The following is a 22,589-nucleotide window of genomic DNA, read 5'->3' as shown; positions in this document are numbered from 1 at the left end:
AAGGTTCGATTGTGCCGGACGCCCGCGGCGCCGTGGCCACGTATGAGATGACGTTATCGTCCCGTCGAGGCCGCGTTCGTTGCGGGCTACCGGATCTCACGGATGCAATATTGGATTTCAATTATGAAATCCATGGAACTGAGTCCCTTGAAAATCTCCCGATAAATCAAGGAGATGCACGATCTGGTTGGCATTGGTCCGTTTCTTGCGCAAAGAAGATCGAACGGGCACGCCTCTGGCTCTGCCTGCAAAATTTGCCGTCGCCTGGCTATCGCGTTGCGTTGAAGGGCAGGCGCCCTGGATCTTGAAGAGGAATGCACCGCGATGTACTACGGAAGACACGGAGCCGGCGCGGACAGCCGCGAGCTTGCCGGCGATGACAGCAAGCCGCGTGCTGGACAGAAGCGAGGCGAGCATTGCGAAAGCAATGAGCAGTCGCCATGGCGAACAAACTGGGCTTGGGCGGCTACGACAGGGCACTACGACTGGATGGATTCGCACACCCCATTTGCTCACTACGACTAGCGGCCCGGCGAAGTCTTCATCCTTCTCCTGCTCTCCGATCCATTGACCACGCCGTGCCGTGGTTCATTTCTTTGCGCGCCCCATGGACTACAACCCGATCAAATCCCTGCTGATTGCCAACCGTTCCGAGATCTCGATCCGCGTGATGCGCGCGGCCGCCGAGATGAATGTTCGCACGGTGGCGATCTATTCGAAGGAAGACCGCCTTGCGCTCCATCGCTTCAAGGCTGACGAGAGCTACCTGGTCGGCGAGGGCAAGAAGCCGCTGGCGGCTTACCTCGATATCGACGACATCCTGCGCATCGCCAGGCAGGCGAAGGTCGACGCCATCCATCCGGGCTATGGTTTCCTCTCCGAAAACCCGGAGTTCGCACAGGCGGTGATCGATGCCGGGATCCGCTGGATCGGCCCGTCGCCGGAGGTCATGCGCAAGCTTGGCAACAAGGTGGCGGCGCGCAACGCGGCGATCGAGGCGGGCGTGCCGGTGATGCCGGCAACCGGTCCGCTGCCCCATGACCTGGAAGCGTGCAAGCTACTGGCTGCGGGCATCGGCTACCCGCTGATGCTGAAGGCAAGCTGGGGCGGCGGCGGGCGCGGCATGCGGGCCCTGGAAAGCGAGCAGGACCTCGAGGGCGCGCTCGCCGCGGCCCGGCGCGAGGCGCTGGCCGCGTTCGGCAACGACGAGGTGTATGTCGAAAAGCTGGTGCGCAACGCACGCCATGTCGAGGTACAGGTGCTCGGCGACACGCACGGCAACCTCGTGCATCTTTACGAGCGGGACTGTACCGTGCAGCGGCGCAACCAGAAGGTTGTGGAGCGGGCTCCCGCCCCGTACCTCGACGATGCTGGCCGGGCGGCCCTGTGCGAGGCGGCTCTGCGGCTCATGCGCGCGGTCGGTTACACGCACGCCGGCACGGTCGAATTCCTGATGGATGCGGACGCGGGGCAGTTCTACTTCATCGAGGTCAATCCGCGCATCCAGGTCGAGCACACGGTCACGGAGATGGTCACCGGCATCGATATCGTCAAGGCGCAGATCCGCATCACGGAGGGCGGCCATATCGGCATGACCGAAAACACGTGCAACGCAGACGGTGGCATCGTCGTGCGTGCCGCGGGCGTTCCGGCCCAGGCGGGGATTGCGTTGAACGGCCATGCGCTGCAATGCCGTATCACGACCGAAGACCCGGAGAACGGCTTCCTGCCCGACTATGGCCGGCTCACCGCCTACCGCAGCGCGGCGGGCTTCGGTGTGCGCCTGGACGCCGGCACCGCTTACGGCGGCGCAGTGATCACCCCTTACTACGATTCGCTGTTGGTCAAGGTAACGACCTGGGCGCCCACGGCCGCCGAGTCGATCCGGCGCATGGACCGCGCGCTGCGCGAGTTCCGCATTCGCGGTGTCGCTTCAAACCTGCAGTTCCTCGAAAACGTCATCAACCATCCCGCCTTCCGGTCCGGCGACGTCACCACGCGGTTTATCGACCTGACGCCGGAGCTGCTGGCATTCACCAAGCGGCTGGACCGCGCCACCAAGTTGCTGCGCTACCTGGGCGAGGTCAGCGTTAACGGCCACCCGGAAATGAGCGGCCGCACGCTGCCGTCGTTGCCGCTGCCCAAACCGGTGCTGCCCGCCGTGGACAACAGCGGCCCGCTGCCCTATGGCACGCGCGACCGGCTGCGCGAGCTCGGCGCGGAAAAGTTCTCGCAGTGGATGCTCGACCAGAAGCAGGTGCTGCTGACCGACACGACCATGCGCGACGCGCACCAGTCGCTGTTCGCCACGCGCATGCGCACCGCGGACATGCTGCCGATCGCGCCGTTCTACGCGCGCGAGCTGTCGCAGCTGTTCTCGCTGGAATGCTGGGGCGGCGCCACCTTCGACGTGGCGCTGCGCTTCCTCAAGGAGGATCCGTGGCAACGCCTTGAGCAGTTGCGCGAGCGCGTGCCCAACGTGCTGTTCCAGATGCTGCTGCGTGGTTCGAACGCCGTCGGCTACACCAATTACGCGGACAACGTGGTGCGCTTCTTTGTGCGCCAGGCCGCCAGCGCCGGCGTGGACGTGTTCCGCGTGTTCGATTCGCTGAACTGGGTGCGCAATATGCGTGTGGCGATCGATGCCGTCGGCGAAAGCGGCGCGCTGTGCGAAGGCGCGATCTGCTATACCGGCGACCTGTTCGACAAGTCGCGCGCCAAGTACGACCTGAAGTATTACGTCGGTATCGCCCGCGAACTGCAGCGCGCCGGCGTGCACGTGCTGGGCATCAAGGACATGGCGGGTATCTGCCGTCCGCAGGCCGCGGCTGCGCTGGTCAAGGCACTCAAGGAAGAAACCGGACTGCCCGTGCATTTCCATACGCACGACACCAGCGGCATCTCGGCCGCATCCGCACTGGCTGCCATCGAGGCCGGCTGCGATGCCGTGGACGGCGCGCTCGATGCGATGAGCGGGCTCACCTCCCAGCCTAACCTGTCGAGCATTGTCGCGGCCCTGGCGGGCAGCGAACGCGATCCCGGACTCAGTCTGGAGCGCCTGCATGAGGCGTCGATGTACTGGGAAGGGGTGCGTCGTTACTACGCGCCGTTCGAATCCGAAATCCGCGCCGGCACGGCCGACGTGTACCGTCACGAAATGCCGGGCGGCCAGTACACCAACCTGCGCGAGCAGGCCCGCTCGCTCGGTATCGAGCATCGCTGGACCGAGGTGTCGCGCGCCTACGCCGATGTCAACCACTTGTTTGGCGATATCGTCAAGGTGACGCCCACGTCCAAGGTAGTGGGAGATATGGCATTGATGATGGTGGCCAATGACCTGACCGCCACCGATGTGTCCGATCCGGCCAAGGAGATTGCATTTCCTGAATCGGTGGTTTCGTTGTTCAAGGGTGAACTGGGCTTCCCGCCTGACGGCTTCCCCGCGGAGCTCTCGCGCAAGGTGCTCCGGGGTGAGCCGCCCGCGCCTTACCGGCCCGGGGACCAGATTCCGGCAGTCGATCTCGATGCGGCGCGCGCCGCGGGCGAAGCGGCCTGCGAGCAGGCCCTCGACGACCGGCAGCTGGCTTCGTACCTGATGTATCCGAAACAGGCCATCGAGTACCACGCGCATGTGCGCGCCTATAGCGATACTTCGGTGCTGCCCACGCCGGCATTCCTGTACGGCGTGCAGCCGCAGGAGGAGGTGGCCATCGACATCGCGGCGGGCAAGACCCTGCTGGTCTCCCTGCAAGGCACGCATCCTGATGCCGAAGAGGGCGTCATCAAGGTCCAGTTTGAACTGAACGGACAATCGCGCACAACCTTGGTCGAGCAGCGCAGCACCACGCATGCGACGGTGGTGCGCAGCAGCCGTCCGATTGCCGAGCCCGGCAATCCGCTGCATATCGCCGCGCCCATGCCGGGCTCGATCGTGACGGTGGCGGTCCAGCCGGGACAGCGCGTGGCTGCGGGTACGACGCTGATGGCGCTGGAGGCGATGAAGATGGAAACCCACATCCCGGCGGATCGCGACTGCGAAATCGCCGCGGTGCATGTGAAACAGGGGGACCGTGTGGCCGCGAAGGATCTGCTGATCGAGTTGAAGCCTGCGGATTGATGTCGGTATGCTTCGCGCGCACAGCGAATCGCAGGGGGCTGGCAAGCTGGCAGCCTCCCGTCCGTTCGGGACCGGAGGCCGCAATGGGCCTGATCCTTTTTACCTGGCTTGTGTGGGAGCGGAGCGCACGACAGGTGTGCGCCGATATGTTGTCCAGAGCTTTTGCATGATGGATTCCGGAGGCGCCGTTGACTCGAAGCCTGCGACGTTCTCGAAGATACCGAGAACGTGATTTCTGAAAGAGGCAAGATCTGTCAGAGGGCCGGGTGGAGTGAGAGATAGATCGACAATGGTATGCAACTGCTCACTCGATAGTTCAGCAATGGCAGACCACATGTCGTCAGACGCGGAGTCGGGTTGGGCGGGTTGGCAGAGCATGCTTCTCGTTGGGGAGCGTGATGGGGCGACGTCGCGCAGGCTAGTCCCTGAGAGCCCTTGTTCTCCAGGCGACACGGGGGCTCATCCCGCGCGAAGCTCTACACCAGCATGAGCCAGCGCATGAGAGAGGACTGGCTCCCATTTAGTGCCAAGCGGTGTCAAGGGCAGGCGCAACGCGCCCTCGATTCGACCCATCCTGGCTAGCGCCCACTTCACGGGAATCGGATTCGACTGGACAAACATGGCTTGATTCAGGAGGTAGATCTTCCTGGAGATGAGCCTCACCATGGCTACATCCCCATTCATGGCGGCATCACAGAGCTCCCGCATCAAGCGGGGAACGACGTTGGCAGTAACGGAGATATTTCCCTTTGCCCCGAGCAAGATCAGCGCAGCCGCAGTCTCATCGTCGCCGCTATATACGGAGAACGTCTCAGGCAACGTATGAATGAGTCTGGCGCCACGAGCGACATCTCCGGTGGCGTCCTTAAGCCCTACGATTCCAGGCACCTCGGCAAGCCGCTGAATCGTATCGTCGGCTAAATCAACGCCGGTGCGTCCTGGCACGTTGTACACAATGAGTGGAATGTCAACATTCTCCGCAAGCTTGCGGTAATGCTGGAAGAGTCCCTCTTGTGTCGGTTTGTTGTAATAGGGGGTAACCGAGAGGGCGGCGCTGGCTCCCACGCTCTTCGCATACCTGGTCAGATCAAGTGCTTCGCTGGTCGAGTTTGCGCCGGTGCCTGCGATGACAGGCAATCGCCCCGCAGCGTATGTCACCACTTCGCGTATCGTCGTGCAGTGTTCATCCATGTCGAGGGTCGGTGACTCACCTGTGGACCCCATTACGACCAATGCCGATGTACCTTCGTTGACATGCCAGTCAACCAGAGCTCGAAGCCTGGGAATATCCAGCATCCCGTTGTCATTCATCGGCGTAACTAACGCAGGGATGCTGCCTGTGATGTGACCGCGATTGGGCATGGGTTCGTCAGCGCGAGCGTTCATGAATTTCCTCCAGGCGTTAGATTGGGCACACTCCCATTGAATGTTTAGCGTACGCTGAACGTCCGGCAGAGAACAGCATCAGGCGATCGCCGAAATTGCATATCAGAGGGGCGCTCGGCGAAATCAAACGATTTGGCGCGGCACGCATCCCTCCGTCGCGCGCGGGAAAACTGGTATGGTGGTTTGATCGCCAGCTGGTACTACTCTTATGGCCAGGCGTGCGCTAGCCTGCGTAAAGCAGGCAGCGGAGCCACGTGGGCGGATCGGGTGCGAGCTTGTGCGTGATCCTGGCTTAATGACCGTAGGCGGCTGTCAGTCGTCCAAGGGTGACGAGGGCCTTTTGGGAGCGAGCATCCCATGTATGCCCGTAGTTCAGGCGCAAGCAGTTCCGGAATTCCTGCTTGGCGGAAAAGATTGGACCTGGTGCCGGGCTGATCCCCAGCGACAGCGCCTGGCGGTGGATAGCAAGGGCATCAACGTGTCGGGGGAGTTCGACCCACAGCAGGTATCCCCCAGCCGGGCGAGTTGCTTTTGTCCCAGCCGGAAAATGCTCGCTGATCGTCTGCAGGAAGCAGCTTTGCTGAGTGTTCAAAGTCTGGCGAAGGCGCCGGAGGTGTTTGTCGAATCCCCCTTTTTCGAGATAAGAACCGATGGCCTCTTGAGCTGGCGCGGATGAAGCCAACGTTGTCACCAGCTTAAGGCGCGCAACCTTGCGTGCGAACTTGCCGGGGGCAGTCCAGCCGATGCGGTATCCCGGTGCCAGGCATTTGGAGAAGGACGAGCAGTGCATCACGATTCCGGCCGTGTCGAATGCCTTGGCCGGCTTGGGGCGGTTGGCCCCGAAGTACAGTTCGCCGAACACGTCATCCTCAATGAGCGGGACGCCATATCGTGTGAGCAACTCGACCAATGCGCGCTTCTTTTCGTCCGGCATGAGGCTGCCGAGCGGATTCTGGAAGTTTGTCATGAGCCAGCAAGCCTTGGGTCTGTGCCGCTCCAAGGCTTGCTGCAAGGCGTCGAGTTCGACGCCTTCGCGTGGATGAGTTGTGACTTCGATGGCATGAAGGCCCAGGCGCCCCAGCGCCTGCAAGGCCGGAGAGAACGTGGGGGACTCCACGACAACGGCGTCGCCAGGGCGGGTTACCGCACTCAGGCACAGATTAAGCGCTTCCAGCGCGCCGTTGGTGATGACGATGTCGTTGGTATGGATCTGCAGGCCATCAGCCAGGTAACGAAGCGCAATCTGACGTCGAAGGCGTGCGCTCCCAGGCGTCAGGTCATCAACGCTGCTCCACGGATCCAGTTTCTTTACGCTGGAGGCGAAGATCTGGCCTAGCCGCGTCATCGGAAAGTGCAGTGGGCTGGGAAACGCCGAGCCAAAGGGCACGAGATCTCTTGCCAGGCTGGACTCCATGACCTCAAAGACACGCTCGCTGACATCCAGGGACACCGCCTCGCCAAGCGGTCGCGGTGCGGTCTCCGGCTGCGGAAGAATTGCGGTGTCTCCTGCGGCGACGAAATACCCGGAACGATGCCGGGCACGAACGAGCCCCTGCGCCTCTAGCCGGTAGTAAGCCTGAAAGACAGTCGACTGGCTGATTCCACGACTTTCACTACAGTGCCGGACGGACGGCAGCCGGTCGCCGGGCCTGAGAACACCCTTGCGGATAGACTCCGCAATGTCGGACGCAAGGGTTTCATATCGCTTCATGCTGCTCATCTGAATTCGTATGCTGCGGGAGACTGCCGGGAGTGGCGTTTGACGTGTGTACAGCGTATCAGATGTTCGCGGTAGCGCGTCTTGCACGAACTGGATCGGGTCATCCTCATCGGGCCGCCATGAAAGTTCCATATCAGCGATCGCGATCCTTGAATCTGCTCCGCTCTTTTTCCCCGCATCTGCGTCTTCCGCCTGGTGAAATGACCGCATAGCATAGTCGCGTATCGTCCGCCGACAAACGGCTGACATTCGTCCCGGCAGAGAGCGCAGAAGTTCATGAATCCCACAGGTTTGCTATTGGCTACTTTCGTTCTATCGATCGTAGGCCTCTTTTCCTTCATATGGTCACTGCGGCGCGGCCTGTTTGACATTGACACCAACGCCGCGAAAGTCATCTTCTCGGCCAATGAGATTGGCGTTCCTGAGGAACCCGCAGCCGATCCGGCACAGCATGATGCCCTCGAGCGCAATGTGGGGCGCCGCAATCATGTCACTGGGGTTTCCAGGGAAGACCTGGCCTTGCGCGAGAGCGCGGACCGGTCGAGCGCCTTTCCGGCGTTCGTCATGTTGATGTCCTCGGTGGTGTGGCTAATTGTCGCGTCTGCAGCGGGTCTGCTCAGCTCGATGAAACTTCACTGGCCTGACCTGCTGACAGACAGCGCATGGTTGTCGTTCGGGCGCCTGCGCACCATTCACCTGAATGCCGTCGCTTACGGATGGGCGCCGATGGGGCTGCTTGGCCTTGCGATCTGGATGATGCCGCGCCTGCTGCGTACGCCCCTGGTTGGCGGGCGCTTTGCGATCTTTGGCGCGATTGTCTGGAATGCCGGGGTGGTGGCGGGCCTTGGTGCCATTGCTGCAGGGCTGAGCGCCGGGATGGAGTGGCTGGAAATCCCATGGCAGATCGGCGGCTTGTTCGCGGTCGGCGGAATGATGATTGGCCTGCCGCTCGTTTTCATGCTGCAACGTCGGAACGTACATCATCTCTACGTTTCGGTCTGGTATATGGGAGCGGCCCTCTTTTGGTTCCCCGTTCTCTATATCGTAGCCAAGATCCCAGGCGTCCACTTCGGGGTAGAGCAGGCGACGATGAATTGGTGGTTTGGCCATAACGTGCTTGGCCTCTTCTACACGCCGCTGTCTCTCGCAACCATCTACTACCTGTTGCCAAAGGTCATTGGCAAGCCAGTCCAATCGTACAACTTGTCACTGCTCGGCTTCTGGACCCTTGCATTCTTCTATGGTCAAGTGGGCGCCCACCATCTGATTGGCGGCCCGGTTCCTGAGTGGCTCATCACCCTGTCCATTGTGCAGAGTGTGATGATGATCATCCCGGTGGTCTCCTTCTCGTTGAACCAGCACCTGACTTTGAAGGGGAACTTCGGGGCGCTGCGTCATTCGCCAACCCTGCGCTTCATCGTCTTTGGCGCGATCATGTACACGTTGGCGTCGTTGCAGGGCAGTTTTGAGGCGCTGCGGAGTTTCAACGCCGTTACGCATTTCACCCATTTCACCGTGGCTCACGCCCACCTGGGTATGTACGGGTTCGTGTCGATGGTTATCTTTGGCGGTGTCTATTTCGCACTGCCGCGGATCCTGGACACCCGCTGGCCGCATCCCAGGCTGATTGCGTTGCATTTTTGGCTCGTGGTGGCCGGGTTCACCGTCTACATGGTTACGCTAAGCACCGGCGGCGTCCTGCAGGGACTGTCGCTGTTGAGCCCGGACAAGCCGTTCCTCGAATCGGTGACGGTCACGCTACCGTGGCTATACGGCCGCTCAATCGGTGGTGCATTAATGACGCTCGGACACCTCGTGTTTGCCACGCATATGGTCTTGTTCGCGCTTCCGTCCGGTGTCACGCAGAACGAGCAGAAACCCCTGCATTCGGCAGCATAGATATGGAAAACGAACTGAAACTGGTGGGCGGGGCAATGGTGACGCTGTCGCTCGCCACCGCGGCGATGGTGGTCACGCCGTTCCTGCAACTGAAGGATGTGCCTGCTCCTAAGGACCTGAAGCCATATACCAGCGCCGAACTGCGTGGCAGGGAAGTCTATATGGCGAACGGCTGCATCGCCTGCCATACGCAGCAGCCCAGCAGCACTGGCGCCGGCCGCGCTGATGCCAGGCGAGGCTGGGGGCGCCCCTCCGTAGCGGCAGACTATCACTACGACGATCCCCCGCTCCTTGGAACAATGCGTACGGGGCCTGACCTGTTCAACATTGGCGCCAGGCAGCCCAGCGCCGACTGGCATCTCGGGCATTTGTTTCAGCCGAGGGCGTATGTGCCGGAAAGCATCATGCCGGCCTATCGCTTCCTGTTCGAGGTCAAGGACGAGTCTGCGGTCGCGAAGGGTGAGCGCGTGGTGTCCTTGCCGCCGGGCGTTGCGCCATATGACAAGGTGGTGGTCGCCCGTCCTGAGGCGATGGACCTGGTTGCCTATCTGCAATCCCTGAACCACACATACGCTGTGCTCACGCCGGAAGATGCTGCGAACGCAACCAGGATAAAGCCCCCTGCGGCCAGTTCGGAGCACGCGAAGTGAAAGAGGTTATGCAATGACGTCTGAAGATATCCGCCGCGGCGAGCATTCCGATCCGCATGAGCAATACAATCCGGTGCCACGCGTGGTATTGGGCCTGGTCTGCGGCATGGTCTTGTGGGCTGTCGGCTATATTCTCATCGCTCGTCCTGATGAGAGCAGCGCGTTAGGTGACCAGCGGCCTGCGTCGGCACTCGTCGGAACTGGAGGCAAGTCCACTGGTCGTGCTGATGGCGCACAGGTGTTTGCTGCCAACTGCCAGGCCTGCCACCAGGCAAACGGGCAGGGCCTGCCCGGTGTCTTTCCGCCGCTGGCAGGCTCGCCATGGGTCACCGGTGACCCCGGGCCGTTGGTACAGCTCGTCCTGCACGGGATGACCGGTGAAATTGAAGTCCTGGGCAAGACCTATAGCGGCTCGATGCCGGCGTTCGGTGCGCAACTCTCGGATAATGAGCTCGTTGCGGTCCTGAGCTACGTCCGGTCTAACTGGGGCAATAGCGCTCCGCCGGTCGAACCAGATGCGTTGGCTGCTGCGCGGCAGCTATCGGCTGACCAGAAGGCCCCATGGAACGGGGCGGCCGGGCTACGCGCCTTCGTCGCCAGTAAAGGCGGGCAGGGTGAGGCCAGGTGAACCAGGCGGTCTCGAAGCCCGGGTTGTCAGGAACGATCGTCGCGCTGCTCGCGGTGATTGTTCTGGGTATCGCTGCGTACTGGGCGACGACGGCTGGTTTTTCGGCTGTCACCAGTGACGGACTTCGCCGAATCGAGATCGCCCGCGCACCGCGGGACTTGCCTCCCGTGCAGCTGGTCGACCAGGACGGCTCAACCTTCAGCTTATCAGCGCTCGACAGGGGAGGCCGACAGCTCACGCTTGTCCTGTGGGTATACATTGAGTGCCAGACTGTCTGCCGCTCGACGCTGGCCGAGTTCTCCTACCTGCAACAGCAACTGAAGGCAAGAGGGCTTGATGACCAGGTCAGGCTCCTCACGCTGAGCTTTGATCCAAGGCGGGACACGCAGGCTGTGCTGGCCGCTGCCGCGCGCAGAATGCAGGCCAATGCCCCGGATTGGCGCTTTGCCACGGTCACGGATCCCGCCGACATCAAGGCAGCGTTGCGTGAGTTTGGCATCGTTGTCCTGCCCGACGGACTTGGAGGTTACTCCCACAATACTGCGCTATTCCTGGTGGATGCGAGCGGACACCTTGTCCGTGCCTACGATGTTGCCCGACCGGATCTCGTCCTGGCCGAGATTGCCTCCGCACTCAAGGGGTGACCGCGCTATGCATGCCCGGCTTCTGCTGTGGTTGCCCGGCATGTTGCTCAGCGCCGCAGCACTACTGCGCCCATGGCTGGAAGCGTCGATGGCGCGGCACATGGCGATAGAGTTACCAATATTGTTTGCAGTCGGGTTTCATGCCGCAGTCCTGTGCCGGGCACCAATGCGCCATGCGTTGGTGCGCTGGAATGCCTTCGGGATTCCCGGTCTTACCGCCTCAGCGTTGATTCTGGGCTATTGGATGCTACCCGTGGCATTAGACAGTGCGGTCCTCAGTCCGAGTGCGGGCATGGGCGAGGTCGTCAGTATGGTCCTGGCCGGAGTGCTTGCCGGGCTATCTTGGCGTAGTGCCGGCATCATCGTGCAGGCGTTCTTTGTGCTTAACTGGGCGTGGATGACATTTGTCGCGGGCATGCTATACCACTCGACGCCTGACCAGCTCTGTAGTGTCTATCTTTCCAATCAGCAGGAGTCGGCCGGCTTGGCCATGATGGCACTTGCCGCAGCTGTCCTGATGGTTTGGCTGTTCAAGGCTTTCCGGAGGCACCCCCGCCAATTCGAGGAAGCGCCCTGGCTTTGAAGGAAGAGCCGCCTTCGCGCAAATGGCTGGGCTCTCTGCATTATCTGTTTCAGTTCTGCAACTTTCTCCGGCAGGGAGGTCGCTGCAAAAAGAATCCCCCGAGGCTGTTACTCGGGGGAGTGCTGGTTTGTGGCCGGGGACGCTGAGCGCCAACCACTGTGTTCTATTGGGGACGCTTCTGTAGTTGCTTACATACTGCCGTCAACCAGTCCATCGCGGTTGGTGATTCACGCGCCATCGGTGAACCCGTCTCGCCTGTCCGTGACTCTCGCCCCATCTGAATAGACGTCAAACTTTGTGGCCTTCCCTCCATCGGTATAAGGATCTCGCGGCCCCATCACGCTAGCGCCGTCGGTGTAGACATCTCGCGCGCCGATGCCGGCATAGGCCACCCCGGCGCTAAGCGCCGCACCCGCCGCAGCGAGCAATAAGACTGTCTTTACCATTTTTTTCACCTCCTATTCAGGTGGTTCAAGAACCCCGAAGCGGATTCATTTCGCTCCAGTTTGTGCGCCGCAACTTCGTACGCTTCAATGTATGCCCTGACGGCAAGCGCATGAATAAGGGGTTGGTCCGAAAAGAGGCTAGGGGATTGCCCTATTCGATAGGGAAGCGCGAACTCGCCCTCTTGGGCCGAGCCCGGATTCTGGCCAAAGACCCGAAACCCGGCACGACAGCGCTCGTATGGAATTTGGCGTCGAACCCGGACGGTATGGCGCATCGAATCCGTCCGGCTACGCTTACCGCGCAGGGGAGTTCTGACGTAGATTCATAGTAGTCTTGCGGCACCATGGTTTCGCAGCACTTCGTCTGGCACGGATTCGGTGCAAATACGTGATTTGCCACAGGTGCGTCGGATACGAACTTTCGCAAGAGTATTGTCATTGCGGCTAACGAGAAAAAGACCTGATGTGCCAGGGGCTGTCCCAGGATTTGAAGCGAGCAATGGTAATCATTACGCGAAACTCGAAGCTCCGCCTCTTTATCCACACTGGATTGGTCGCATTGGCGTATTTCGCATGTGCAAAGTTGGGACTGGCTTATGCGGTAGTTGGCGGTGCAGTGTCCCTGGTGTGGCCTTCCAGCGGCATCGCCCTTGTTGCGCTGCTCGTGATGGGCTTCGCAGTTGCCCCCGGCATTGCCATTGGTTCCGTTTTGGCCAACATGTCGGTGGGCGTGCCGCTACCGGTGGCTGCGGTGATTGGCCTCGGCGCAACGGCTGCAGCCTTGACGGCTTCAATATTGTTGAAGCGGGTAGCCCGATTCCAGATCACCCTGGATCGCATCAAGGACGTGATTGCCTTCATCATCCTTGCTGCGACGGTCAGCACGGCAGTGAGTGCGCTGATTGGTGCGACCGCCCTCGTTGGAGGGGGCCTGGTGCCAGTCACCGAGTACGGCGCAGCCCTTCTCGAATGGTGGCTCGGTGACATGATGGGGGTGCTCGTGGTGGCCCCGCCGCTGCTCAGCTTGCTCACGCATCGGAACCCGATCCGCTCCGCAAAGCAGACCGTGGAAGCGTGCGGACTGACAGTTGCGATCTTCTGGGTGAGTTACCTCATCTTCGGCGCCACCGAACTTTCCGGGCACGGCTACTATCCGGCGGCCCTCGCGATTTTTCCGTTCACTATCTGGGCGGCTCTGCGCTTCGATCACCTGGGCACCTGCCTCTCAACCTTGCTGGTCTCAATCGTGGCCATCTGGGGCACCACGAACGGCACCGGTCCCTTTGCCGCCGAATCTCCGGTGGACAGCCTCGTGAGATGGTGCGCCTTCGCGAATGTCGTGGCAGTCACCGGACTGCTGCTGGTGGCGGCACATGCCCAGGAGAAGCGCATCCATAGCCTCCTGCTCGCATCCCACGTCGAGTTGGAGCGGCGCGTGCAAGAGCGAACCCAGGACCTGGAACGAGCAAACAAGGAGCTGAAGCAGGAGATGGCGCGACGTCGTCGGCTGGAAGCAGAACTGATCCGAATCGGCGATCAGCAGCAAAGACTCATCGGCCGGGAACTGCATGACGGACTCGGGCAGCACCTTACCAGTCTGGGCTTCTACTGCACCACCTTGAATCAGGAACTACAGAGGCATAGCCATCCAGCCGCCGCGGAGGCGGCGACCATCGTCGAACTGGTGAAGCAGGCGTCCCAGATGACTCGCAAGATTGCCCATGGGCTGGACCCGGTCGCCATGGAACCTGGTGGCCTTACGGTCGCCTTGCAAGGGCTGGCACAGACGACCCGCTCGCTGAATGGCATTGACTGCGCGCTGCGCATCGAGTCAGATGTGGACGTACTGGATCCGCCGATGCAGATCAACCTTTACCGTGCGGCACAGGAAGCCGTCAATAACGCGCTGAAATATAGCCATGGCCGCCATATCTGGATCGACCTGGAGCGTGAAGGTGGAATGCAGAGGCTTTCCATCAGTGACGACGGGGTGGGGGTCGACCCGGAACAAATGGAGCGTGCCTCGGGACTGGGACTTCACAACCTGCGTCACCGGGCGAGCCTCCTGGGCGGCTCTTGCACGGTCACCCGCAATGCTTTGGGTGGCACCACGGTTGCCATCAGCTATCCGATACCGGAGAGTCCAGGGAATGAAAGGGAAGCCATCTAGCCTGGGCCGCGCGACCCAGATCCTGATCGTGGATGACCACCCCATCATCCGGGAGGGGTTAGCCCACTTGCTGAATATGCATGAGGATCTGCACGTCTGCTGTGCGGCCGCCAGTGCCGAAGAAGCCATGGCGGCGGTGGCGTGCCAGCCTGACCTGGCCATTGTGGACCTCAGCCTGCACTCGAACTCCGGCCTGGATCTTGTCAAGACGCTCCGGCAACATTATCCGAAGCTGGCAATCCTCGTCCTCAGCATGCATGACGAAACCCTGTTTGCCGAACGCGCACTGCGGGCAGGCGCAAACGGGTATCTGATGAAACTCGAGGCCACGGAGCATATTTTGAACGCCATCCGCGAGGTGCTGGCAGGTAATGTTTACCTGAGCGCCGCCATGCATGAGAGGTTGGCGCGGGCTCTGACGGTTCCCAAGCAAATCCCGACGGGCTCGATCGCGAGCCTTTCGGAACGGGAATTCGAGGTCCTGCACCTGATCGGACTCGGCTTCAGCACCCGCGAGATCGCCGGGAAACTGAATCGGAGCATCAAGACCATCGAGGCACATCAGGCCAATATCAAGGAAAAGCTGGATATTTGTAACGGCAAGGAACTGATGCGCTTCGCCATTCAGTGGATCGAGAGCCAATAGGGGTCTACCGGATAGGCAATGTCCTGGAGACTTTCTGCCGGGCACCAGGGTCAGGCGTGAATCATGACCCGATCGCGGCGCATGAATGCGCTCGCGGCGTCGACCAGTGCCGCGAGGACGAGCATGGCGATGATGACCGTGCAGGCCTGCGCCAGATGAAAGAGGGAGAGCTCGAAGTACAGCATCTGCCCAAGCCCGCCAGCGCCGACGAAGCCCAGGATCGCCGCCATGCGGATATTTGTCTCCCATCGATACAGGGTGTAGGCGAGGAACTGCGGTTGGACACAGGGGAGCGTGCCATACAGGAAGGCCAGGGCGGGGGGCGCCCCGGTTGCCAGCAGCGCCTGTGCCGGCGCCGCCGGCGCATTCTCCAGTGCTTCGGCGAACAGGCGGCCAAGCACGCCGGCGGTGTGCAAGGCCAGGGCAAGGGTGCCGGCGAATGGTCCGAGGCCCACGGCCAGCACGGTGAGGACCGCCCACACCAGCTCGGGCACCGAGCGCAACAGGTTCAGCACCAGCCGCGACAGCGCCTTGAGCGCAGCGCCATGACGGCCGGAGGCAGGTAACGCCAGGCCCAGGCCAAGGACCGCCGCGCACAAGGTGCCAACGGCAGACATTGCAAGCGTTTCGAGCATACCCCTGGCTGTCCTGGCAAGAAGGCCAGCCGACAGGTCAGGGGGAAAGAAGGATTGCATGAAGCGCAGCATCTCGCCGGCCGCGTCCATGGAGAGAAGCCGGCCAAGATTGAGCGAGAGATAAGCGAAACTGGCCGACACCACCAGCACTACGGCGATCAGGGTGAACAGGCAGCTCAAGCAGAGCTGGGCGGCCTTGGTCTTGTTCGCCATGATTTACGCCAGCAGTTTGCGCAGCCGGGCGCTGATTGCGTCCGCCAGCAGGACCAGCAGCAGGAAGACAAGCAGGATGGTCGCGGCTTCACCGCCATTGAGCAGTTTCATCGCCTGGTCCATCAATTGGCCGAGCCCACCGGCGCCGACGAAGCCCATCACCACCGAAGCCCGGATCGCGCACTCCCAGCGATAGACCGTGTAGGAAACCAGCTCCTGCGCCGCGTTCGGCAGCAGCCCGTAGAGCAGCGCCACCACGCGCCCGCTGCCGCCGGCGAGGAGCGCGTCCACCGCGCGCCGGTCGCTGGACTCGAGGATTTCCGCATAGACCTTCGCCAGCATGCCGCCATAGGTGATGGCAAGTGCCAACACGCCGGCCGCTGGCCCCAGCCCCAGCGCGCGCACGAAGAGCAGGGCCCAGACCAGTTCGGGCACCCCGCGCAGAAGGAGCACAAGGGCGCGCACGCCGACGCGCAATGCCATGCGCGGCTTGCGGGCGGGACCAGGTCCGATGCGGGAGATCGACAGGCTGTTCGTCATCGCTACGGCCAGCGGCGTGGCAACGGCGAAGGCGAGGGCAATTCCCGCAGTGGCGATCGCCAGTGTCTCCAGCGTGGCCTTGACCACGTAGCCGAGAAACTCGGCCGAAACCTCAGGGGGCAGAAAGTTGCGCAAAAAGCGCCCCATCACCGTCAGGTTTCCGGCCTCGAACAGCGCCGATGGACTGAACTGGGAAAGCCTCAGCAAGGGCCACAGCAGAAGCAGCGCAACGACCAGGCCATTCGCCCGGCGCAGCGCCTGCGGATCGCGCGGGTGAGCGGTCATCGGCATGCCGACCTGGGCCGGTCGCCGCCAGTCGATCCGGCGGCCATGAGCAGCGGCTCGCGGCCGTGCACCGGAGGCGTGTCGCTTTCGGAGGCATAAAGCTCCCGCAGCAGCGCATCGGTGACGCGTTCGGCCGGCAGGTCGAAGGCGATCGCGCCTGCCCTGAGCCCGACGATGCGGGGAAACCAGCGCAAGGCCAGATCCACCGCGTGCAGGCTGGCGACCAGGGTCGCTGTGCGCGTCGCCGCTTCCTTGCTCAGCTCGGCCAGAGTGAGGTTGGCCAGCGAAGGGTCCATCGCCGAGACGGGTTCGTCCGCCAGGATCAGCTCCGGGCGCTGATATAGCACGCGGGCGACGCCTACGCGCTGGAGCTGGCCCCCGGACAGTTGATCGCAACGGTCGAACAGGCGGTCGGCAAGATCGAGGCGGGCGAGCTGTTCGGTGGCGCCGGCAAGGTCAGCCGGGTAGGCCAGGGACAGCATCGACTTCCATCCTGGCCAGACGCCGAGGCGGCCGGCCAGGATGGCGGTGACGACGCGCTGCCGCGGTGGCATTGGCGGCGCCTGGTGCACCATGCCGATAGTGCAGCGCAAGCGCCGCAGGCGTGCGGCGGACAGCGCCCAGGGGCTTTGCTCCAGCACCTCGACGCGGCCCTCGCTTGGCCGCAGCGCTGTTGCCAGCAAACGCAGCAAGGAAGTCTTGCCGGCCCCCGACGGGCCGATGACGGCGATGCGTTCGCCGCGGTCCCCGGCAAGCGTCAGCTGGCTGAGCGCGCGCTGTCCGTTAGGGAAGCTGATGCTGGCGGTATCGACGCGGAAGCTCACTTGATCAGGCCCGCGCCGCGAGCCGCAGCCTCGATGCCCGCGTAGTTCTCCGGCCGGGTGGTGATGTATTTGGACGTCCGCTGCAATGCCATGATCTCCCGCTGTTCAGGGTTGCCCGGGTCCAGCCGGAGGAAGGCGTCGGTCAGCTTCTGGCGCAAGGCCGGATCGAGACCGCCGCGTACGGTCCAGTTGTAGTCGTAATACGGCGGCGTGACGGCGAACACCCTGACCTTGTCGGGATCGACCTTCTTCTGCTCCACCAGCTTGTCCCAGACCGAGGCATTGAGGACGCCGGCGTCGGCCCGGCCGGCCTGGACGTAGGCGACCGTCGCATCGTGGGCGCCCGAATAGGCGACGGTCTTGAAGTCCTTGTCCGGATCGATGCCGGCCTGCAACAGGAAATGCCGCGGCATCAGGTGGCCGGAAGTCGAGGACGGCGCACCGAAGGCGAAGGTGCGGCCCTTCAGGTCCGCCAGGGACTTGATTGTCTTGTCGGCGGTGATGAATTTACTGGTGAAGGCGGCATCTTCCTGCCGCTGGACGATGGGGATGGTCGCCCCCTTCGTGCGAATCTTGCTCTGCACGTAGGTAAAACCGCCCAGCCAGGCCATGTCGATCTTGCCCGTTGCCAGCGACTCCACCACGGCAGCGTAGTCCGTGACCGGCACGAACTCCACCTTCATGCCGGTTTCCTTCTCCAGGTATTTGCCCAGCGGCGCGAACTTGCGCTGCAATTCGGTCGGTGCCTCATCGGGGATGGCCGACACCTTGAGCACCGTTTGGGCGCTCGCAAGACCGGCCAGGCCCAACAGGCCAAGCATGGAAAGGCGCTTCAGGGTGCGCGAGAGAACAGGGAACATGGTGGTGGAGGATTCAGGGGTTGGCACGGTGGGGACGGGCGGTCGTCGCTGGTCGCCATGCCGGACCAGCAGCGCCGACGGGGCCGGGAAGTCCCTCGAGTTGCCTTGGATTCACGAGGATCTCCGACAGCACACCGGGTGTCCGCAATCTCCGACATTCGTTGTCTCGTTCACGGCGGGCATGCGGCTTGTGCTTGTTTCAGGGCGTCGGCGACAAGTTTAATCACTTCCGCCTGTTCCCGCGCCGGTGCGAACAGCGGCGCCCGGCGCGCAACCTGCTCCCGCAGGCGGGCCAGAAAGCCGGCATCCCGGCTGACCCGCTCGACCAGGAGCGCCAGTTGCCGGGCGTCGCCCGCGGGGAAATACCCGTCATAGTCGGAGCCCAGCATGCCGATATTGCCCGGGATGCGGCTGGCCAGCACCGGCACACCGCTGCTTACGGCCTCGACGATGACGTTGGCGCCGCCTTCCATCACGCTCGAGATCACCATCGCCTGCGCTTGCCGGATGCGCCGGCGCGTCTCGGCGTGCGGCAGGCTGGCCAGCCAGACGTAGCGCTGCACCGCCGGCCAGGGGCGCGCTTGCAGAGCCTGCGCCGCTTGCCTGTATTCATCGTCAAGGGCGCCGCCTACGTGGATGAGCCGCACGCGCGAATCGTCGGGGAGCAGTTCCAGCGCCCGCATGGGGGTCAGAGGGTCCTTTTCGGCCCGCATGTGGCCCACCATTACGATGTCAAAGGTGACACCACCGGGTGGTCCCGGCGCGGATGCCGGAGCCGACTGGTAAATCACACGGCACTTGGCGCGATGCCGGGGAGACAGTTCGGCTGGCCCTTCGTCCTGCAGCACCACCAGGTGGGTGGCGAGGTCGAGGGAGCGCCGGGCGGATTCGTCGCAGTGGATGTCGCGATAGAGGTCGGTCCCGGTCAGCACCGCCACCAGCGGACGGTCCGGGCAGGCCGCGGCAAACCTTGCGATACTGTCGGCCGACCGCCGGGCGTGCAAGGCGATCATGCCGTCGGGCAGGGCGGCGCGCTCGCCGCCCGACGGCCACTCCGCGGCCAGCAGGACATCGTAGTCGGCGCGCAGAAAGCGGGACCAGCGGCTGGCGGTCTGCCAGTTGCCGTTATTGGCTTTCCGGAGTGCCGGACTGATAATTGCCACAGTGGCCTTTGGAGGGTGCATGGCGATGAGGGCTGAAGGGCTTGCTGCGAGAAGCATAAACAAGTTCGGGCTGGATGAGGCGTTCGTCGAAGCGCATCGACGCACGTGGGCCATCCTGCAGGATTTGTCGCCGTCCCAATGGCGGGTTCGCTACGATCCGGGCATCAACCCGCCATTGTGGGAGTATGCCCATATCGCCTGGTTTACGGAGCACTGGATCCTGCGCGATCCGCGTGCCGACCAGGGCGGCCGGTTCGCTGCCAGGCTCCCGTCCTTGCTGGCCGACGCGGACCGCTGGTTCGATTCCATGCGCGTTGCCCACCAGGACCGCTGGCATCTGGACCTGCCTCAGCTCGCAGAGATACGCGACTATGTGGGCGCGGTGCTGGAAGGCGTGCGCAACCGGCTTGCCGCAACCGACGACACCGACGAGGCGCTCTATTTTTTCCGTCTCGCCTTGTTTCACGAAGACATGCACGCCGAGGCGCTGACCTACATGCGCCAGACGCTTGACTATCCCCTACATGCTCCGCTTGCGATGCCTTCGCTCGCGCCCGGCGGCGGCGATGTGGCGATTGCCGATGACGCCTTCGTGATGGGCGCATCGGGAGACGGCGGGTTCGTGTTTGACAATGAGAAGTGGGCCCACCCGGTCCGCATCGACCCCGCTCGTATCGACCGCCAATGCGTCAGCAACGCGGCATTCGCCGAATTCGTTGCCGCGGGCGGCTATCGCGACCGGCGCTGGTGGTCGGAGGAAGGTCTGGCGTGGCTGCAGCAGGGCGGGCTGGCGCATCCGGCACGGTGGCGCCGGGCGGCGCGCGACGTGCCGGGGCAATGGGAATTGCGCTGGTTCGGGCAGTGGGTGCCGCTTCCTCTCGACCTGCCAGTCTGCCATGTCAACGCCTATGAGGCGCAGGCCTATTGCCGGTGGGCCGGCAAGCGCCTGCCCACGGAAGCCGAATGGGAGTATGCGGCGAGCCGCGGCCTGATCGAGTGGGGTGGGGCGGTGTGGGAATGGACGGCCGATCCTTTGCTGCCTTATGCGGGTTTCTCGGCAGACCCCTACCAGGAGTACTCCGCGCCCTGGTTCGGCACGCATCGCGTGGTTCGCGGCGGATCGTTCGCCACGCATGCCCGCATGCAGCATCCCCGCTACCGGAATTTCTACCTGCCGCACCGGAGTGACATGTTTGTCGGATTCCGGTGCAGCGTTTGACGGGTGTTTTGAGTGTGGTCGCGAAACCCGGTTGCCAATGGTAGCCAGGGCAAAAGCGCTTTATACCGCCGACAAAAAAAGGCTCTCAACCCGGTAGAAGAGAGCCATTGAACGTCCAAGAAGAAATGGGTAACCATTGCGAGTTGCCCACGCTCAGTATCCGCCAACTCGCCCGGGCATGCAATTGGGGTCCATACGTGCGTTGCGAAAAGCGTTGGATCGCCCAAAAAAACCGCGCTCACCAGGGACGGCCAGCGCGGCGGTAGCAGGACTGCCTGGCCAGTGTACGGCGATGTAAGCCCAGCTTAAGACTGGATCAAGTGCCGCTTTCGGTCCCAGGTCTGCCGGGCTGCGTTCATTACTCGCTCATGGCACGCGCTAAAACGGCTGGGTCAGCAGCCCATAGACCGTTCGCACGCCACTGACGTAGTTGCCCAGCCGCAGGTTCTCGTTTGCCGCGTGCTGGTTGTTGTCGGCGTTGACCAGCGGAATGATGACGAAAGGGACCTGGAGTACTTCGACGATCTTTGCGGTCGGCACGGTGCCGCCCATCATCCGGATGCGCACCGGCTCCGGCGTGGTGCCAAAGGTGTCCGCAATCGCCTGGTAGGCCCATTTCGCAACGGGCGAGTCGATCGGCGAACCGGCTGCGTCGGCGCCTTCGCTCTGGTAAGTGAAGCTGGCGAGCTTGTCGTAACGGGCACGGTCCTCATCGGTCGGGGTACCTTGCACCAGGTGGTATCCCTGTTTCACGATGTGTTGCTCGATCAGCTTGCCCAGGTAGGCCGCATCCGATTCAGGCGTCGTGCGCAGGTCGAGTTCGGCCTCGGCCTTGTCGGGTACGATATTCGCCACCTTGTCACCGATCGCGGCGGACCCCATACCGCGCACGTTCAGCGACGGGTACTGCATCGCTTCCTGGTAGTTCGTGCCGACCTTGTCGGACTGCGCGATGCCGATGCGTCGCCTGAGTGCACCCTCGTCGTCCGGCACGGCGGCCATGATCTTGCGCTCCGCCTCGCCAAGCCGGACCTTGTCGTAGTAGCCAGGAATGGTCACCCGTCCGCTGTCGTCCTTCATCGAGGCCAGCAAATTGGCGAGCCGCTGCGCCGGATTTGGCGCGTAGTTGCCATAGTGGCCACTGTGCAGCGGAACCTTGGCCCCGAACACGGTCAGCTTGGCCCGCGCCGCGCCGCGATTGCCGAAGATAAGCGTGGGACGGTTGGTCGCATGCATCGGGCCGTCGTGGATCACCATCGCATCGCAGGAGAGCAGCTCGCGATGGGCCAGCATGACTTTGCTGATGGAGGGCGAACCTTTCTCCTCCTCGCTGTCGAGTATTACCTTGATGTTGATCGCCGGCTGGCCGCCAGCTGCCTTCAACGCATCGATGGCGGCCAGCATCATCATGATTGGTCCCTTGTCATCCGCAGACGAGCGGCCGAACACACGCCATTCCGGATCAACGGGGCCGGCGGACAGGCGCGCGGCATCAATTTCCTCCCACTCGCCGTTGGCTGCCTTACGCTTGAGCACCGGCGTCCAGGGGCTCTTCTGCGCCCACTGGGACGCGATCACCGGCTGGCCGTCCAGGTGCATGTAGAACAGCACAGTTTTGCGCGTCGGAGACTTGCCCGGGAATTCCGCATACAGCATCGGCTTGCCATCGTTGGCGAGTTGCCGCGTCGCAAAGCCGCGCTTGCGGAACACCTGTTCGAGCCAGTCGACGTTGCGGCGAATGTCCTCAGGCACCACCGCATCATTGGGCATGGACAGCAACTCGAAATACTCGCGGTAGCTGGTTTGTGCCTGGCGTTGCGCCGTCTCTGGCGCGAGTGCGGCGGCGTGCGCCACGCCGGCGCCCAGCCACGATGCGACGATCAGGCATGAGAGACGTCCCCATGCGTTCTTGCGGGTTGTCGGCTCGGCGGGGCAGGCGGGCAGGTTTTTCATGTTTTTCC

19 protein-coding genes are annotated in these 22,589 nt (G+C 62.7%); 9 read left to right on the top strand and 10 right to left on the bottom strand.

The features are described from left to right. Nucleotides 1-117 precede the first annotated feature (117 nt). Nucleotides 118-417 (bottom strand): hypothetical protein, encoded by a 300-nt coding sequence (locus K307_RS47830; protein ID WP_155301160.1) that lies wholly within the window; start codon nucleotides 415-417, stop codon nucleotides 118-120. Nucleotides 418-607: 190 nt separating this feature from the next. Here K307_RS47830 and K307_RS15555 point away from each other — a divergent pair, with 190 nt between their 5' ends. Next, nucleotides 608-4,117: a pyruvate carboxylase gene (locus K307_RS15555; protein ID WP_042879401.1), complete on the top strand. Its 3,510-nt coding sequence runs from the start codon at nucleotides 608-610 to the stop codon at nucleotides 4,115-4,117. 459 nt (nucleotides 4,118-4,576) lie between these two features. Here K307_RS15555 and dapA read toward each other — a convergent pair whose 3' ends face one another. Together dapA and K307_RS15545 are read right to left on the bottom strand one after the other, a co-directional pair. Next, a complete protein-coding gene (gene dapA / locus K307_RS15550; RefSeq protein ID WP_230625699.1) occupies nucleotides 4,577-5,503 on the bottom strand; it encodes a 4-hydroxy-tetrahydrodipicolinate synthase in 927 nt (308 codons plus the stop codon). A 292-nt stretch (nucleotides 5,504-5,795) separates the two neighbouring features. Further along, nucleotides 5,796-7,214, bottom strand: a complete 1,419-nt coding sequence (locus K307_RS15545; RefSeq protein ID WP_042882113.1) for a PLP-dependent aminotransferase family protein — start codon at nucleotides 7,212-7,214, stop codon at nucleotides 5,796-5,798. A 285-nt stretch (nucleotides 7,215-7,499) separates the two neighbouring features. On the opposite strand from K307_RS15545, the gene K307_RS15540 reads away from it, so the two are divergent. From K307_RS15540 to K307_RS15520, 5 genes are read left to right on the top strand one after another with little or no spacing between them, the layout of a single operon-like run. Beyond that, on the top strand, nucleotides 7,500-9,122 hold the full coding sequence (locus tag K307_RS15540) for a cbb3-type cytochrome c oxidase subunit I (RefSeq protein WP_042879399.1): 1,623 nt from the start codon (nucleotides 7,500-7,502) through the stop codon (nucleotides 9,120-9,122). A 2-nt stretch (nucleotides 9,123-9,124) separates the two neighbouring features. Then, the gene (locus K307_RS15535; RefSeq protein ID WP_042879397.1) at nucleotides 9,125-9,772 is read left to right on the top strand and encodes a cbb3-type cytochrome c oxidase subunit II; all 648 of its coding nucleotides are present in this window, start codon (nucleotides 9,125-9,127) and stop codon (nucleotides 9,770-9,772) included. A 13-nt stretch (nucleotides 9,773-9,785) separates the two neighbouring features. After that, entirely contained in the window at nucleotides 9,786-10,400 is a 615-nt protein-coding gene (locus K307_RS15530) for a c-type cytochrome (protein ID WP_042879394.1), read from the top strand. Continuing rightward, the gene (locus K307_RS15525; protein ID WP_230625697.1) at nucleotides 10,397-11,044 is read left to right on the top strand and encodes an SCO family protein; all 648 of its coding nucleotides are present in this window, start codon (nucleotides 10,397-10,399) and stop codon (nucleotides 11,042-11,044) included. The genes K307_RS15530 and K307_RS15525 overlap by 4 nt, the downstream gene beginning before the upstream one ends. A 7-nt stretch (nucleotides 11,045-11,051) precedes the next feature. Further along, complete coding sequence (locus K307_RS15520) at nucleotides 11,052-11,627, top strand: DUF1404 family protein (protein WP_063771679.1); 576 nt, start codon at nucleotides 11,052-11,054, stop codon at nucleotides 11,625-11,627. 227 nt (nucleotides 11,628-11,854) lie between these two features. Here K307_RS15520 and K307_RS49490 read toward each other — a convergent pair whose 3' ends face one another. Next, on the bottom strand, nucleotides 11,855-12,073 hold the full coding sequence (locus tag K307_RS49490; protein ID WP_042879392.1) for a hypothetical protein: 219 nt from the start codon (nucleotides 12,071-12,073) through the stop codon (nucleotides 11,855-11,857). Between the two features lie 499 nt (nucleotides 12,074-12,572). Between K307_RS49490 and K307_RS15510 the strand changes: the two genes are divergently transcribed. Beyond that, nucleotides 12,573-14,243, top strand: a complete 1,671-nt coding sequence (locus K307_RS15510) for an MASE1 domain-containing protein (RefSeq protein ID WP_042882106.1) — start codon at nucleotides 12,573-12,575, stop codon at nucleotides 14,241-14,243. Further along, nucleotides 14,224-14,889: a response regulator gene (locus tag K307_RS15505; protein WP_080745036.1), complete on the top strand. Its 666-nt coding sequence runs from the start codon at nucleotides 14,224-14,226 to the stop codon at nucleotides 14,887-14,889. Before K307_RS15510 ends, K307_RS15505 begins: the two co-directional genes overlap by 20 nt. A 50-nt stretch (nucleotides 14,890-14,939) precedes the next feature. Here K307_RS15505 and phnE read toward each other — a convergent pair whose 3' ends face one another. The 5 genes from phnE to senB all read right to left on the bottom strand — a co-directional run bounded on the left by phnE (nucleotide 14,940) and on the right by senB (nucleotide 19,430). Then, on the bottom strand, nucleotides 14,940-15,737 hold the full coding sequence (gene phnE / locus K307_RS15500) for a phosphonate ABC transporter, permease protein PhnE (RefSeq protein ID WP_051974913.1): 798 nt from the start codon (nucleotides 15,735-15,737) through the stop codon (nucleotides 14,940-14,942). A gap of 3 nt (nucleotides 15,738-15,740) precedes the next feature. Continuing rightward, nucleotides 15,741-16,562, bottom strand: coding sequence for a PhnE/PtxC family ABC transporter permease (locus K307_RS15495; RefSeq protein WP_042882100.1), 822 nt, complete (start codon nucleotides 16,560-16,562; stop codon nucleotides 15,741-15,743). Then, a complete protein-coding gene (locus K307_RS15490) occupies nucleotides 16,559-17,386 on the bottom strand; it encodes a phosphonate ABC transporter ATP-binding protein (RefSeq protein WP_051974912.1) in 828 nt (275 codons plus the stop codon). Before K307_RS15490 ends, K307_RS15495 begins: the two co-directional genes overlap by 4 nt. Continuing rightward, nucleotides 17,383-18,207, bottom strand: coding sequence for a putative selenate ABC transporter substrate-binding protein (locus K307_RS15485; protein WP_051975061.1), 825 nt, complete (start codon nucleotides 18,205-18,207; stop codon nucleotides 17,383-17,385). The genes K307_RS15490 and K307_RS15485 overlap by 4 nt, the downstream gene beginning before the upstream one ends. Nucleotides 18,208-18,416: 209 nt before the next feature. Continuing rightward, a complete protein-coding gene (gene senB / locus K307_RS15480) occupies nucleotides 18,417-19,430 on the bottom strand; it encodes a selenoneine biosynthesis selenosugar synthase SenB (RefSeq protein WP_042879390.1) in 1,014 nt (337 codons plus the stop codon). On the opposite strand from senB, the gene senA reads away from it, so the two are divergent. Further along, nucleotides 19,429-20,628, top strand: coding sequence for a selenoneine synthase SenA (gene senA / locus K307_RS15475; RefSeq protein ID WP_042879388.1), 1,200 nt, complete (start codon nucleotides 19,429-19,431; stop codon nucleotides 20,626-20,628). The genes senB and senA overlap by 2 nt on opposite strands. Before the next feature lie 378 nt (nucleotides 20,629-21,006). Here the strand turns inward: senA and K307_RS15470 are convergent, their stop codons facing one another. After that, on the bottom strand, nucleotides 21,007-22,581 hold the full coding sequence (locus K307_RS15470; RefSeq protein WP_051974911.1) for a M20/M25/M40 family metallo-hydrolase: 1,575 nt from the start codon (nucleotides 22,579-22,581) through the stop codon (nucleotides 21,007-21,009). Between the last annotated feature and the right edge of the window lie 8 nt (nucleotides 22,582-22,589).

It is taken from the genome of Cupriavidus necator A5-1 (assembly GCF_000744095.1).
GTDB classification, from domain to species: domain Bacteria; phylum Pseudomonadota; class Gammaproteobacteria; order Burkholderiales; family Burkholderiaceae; genus Cupriavidus; species Cupriavidus necator_A.
Note: the sequence above shows the minus strand (reverse complement) of the source record. Positions and strands in the feature narration are given on the sequence as shown.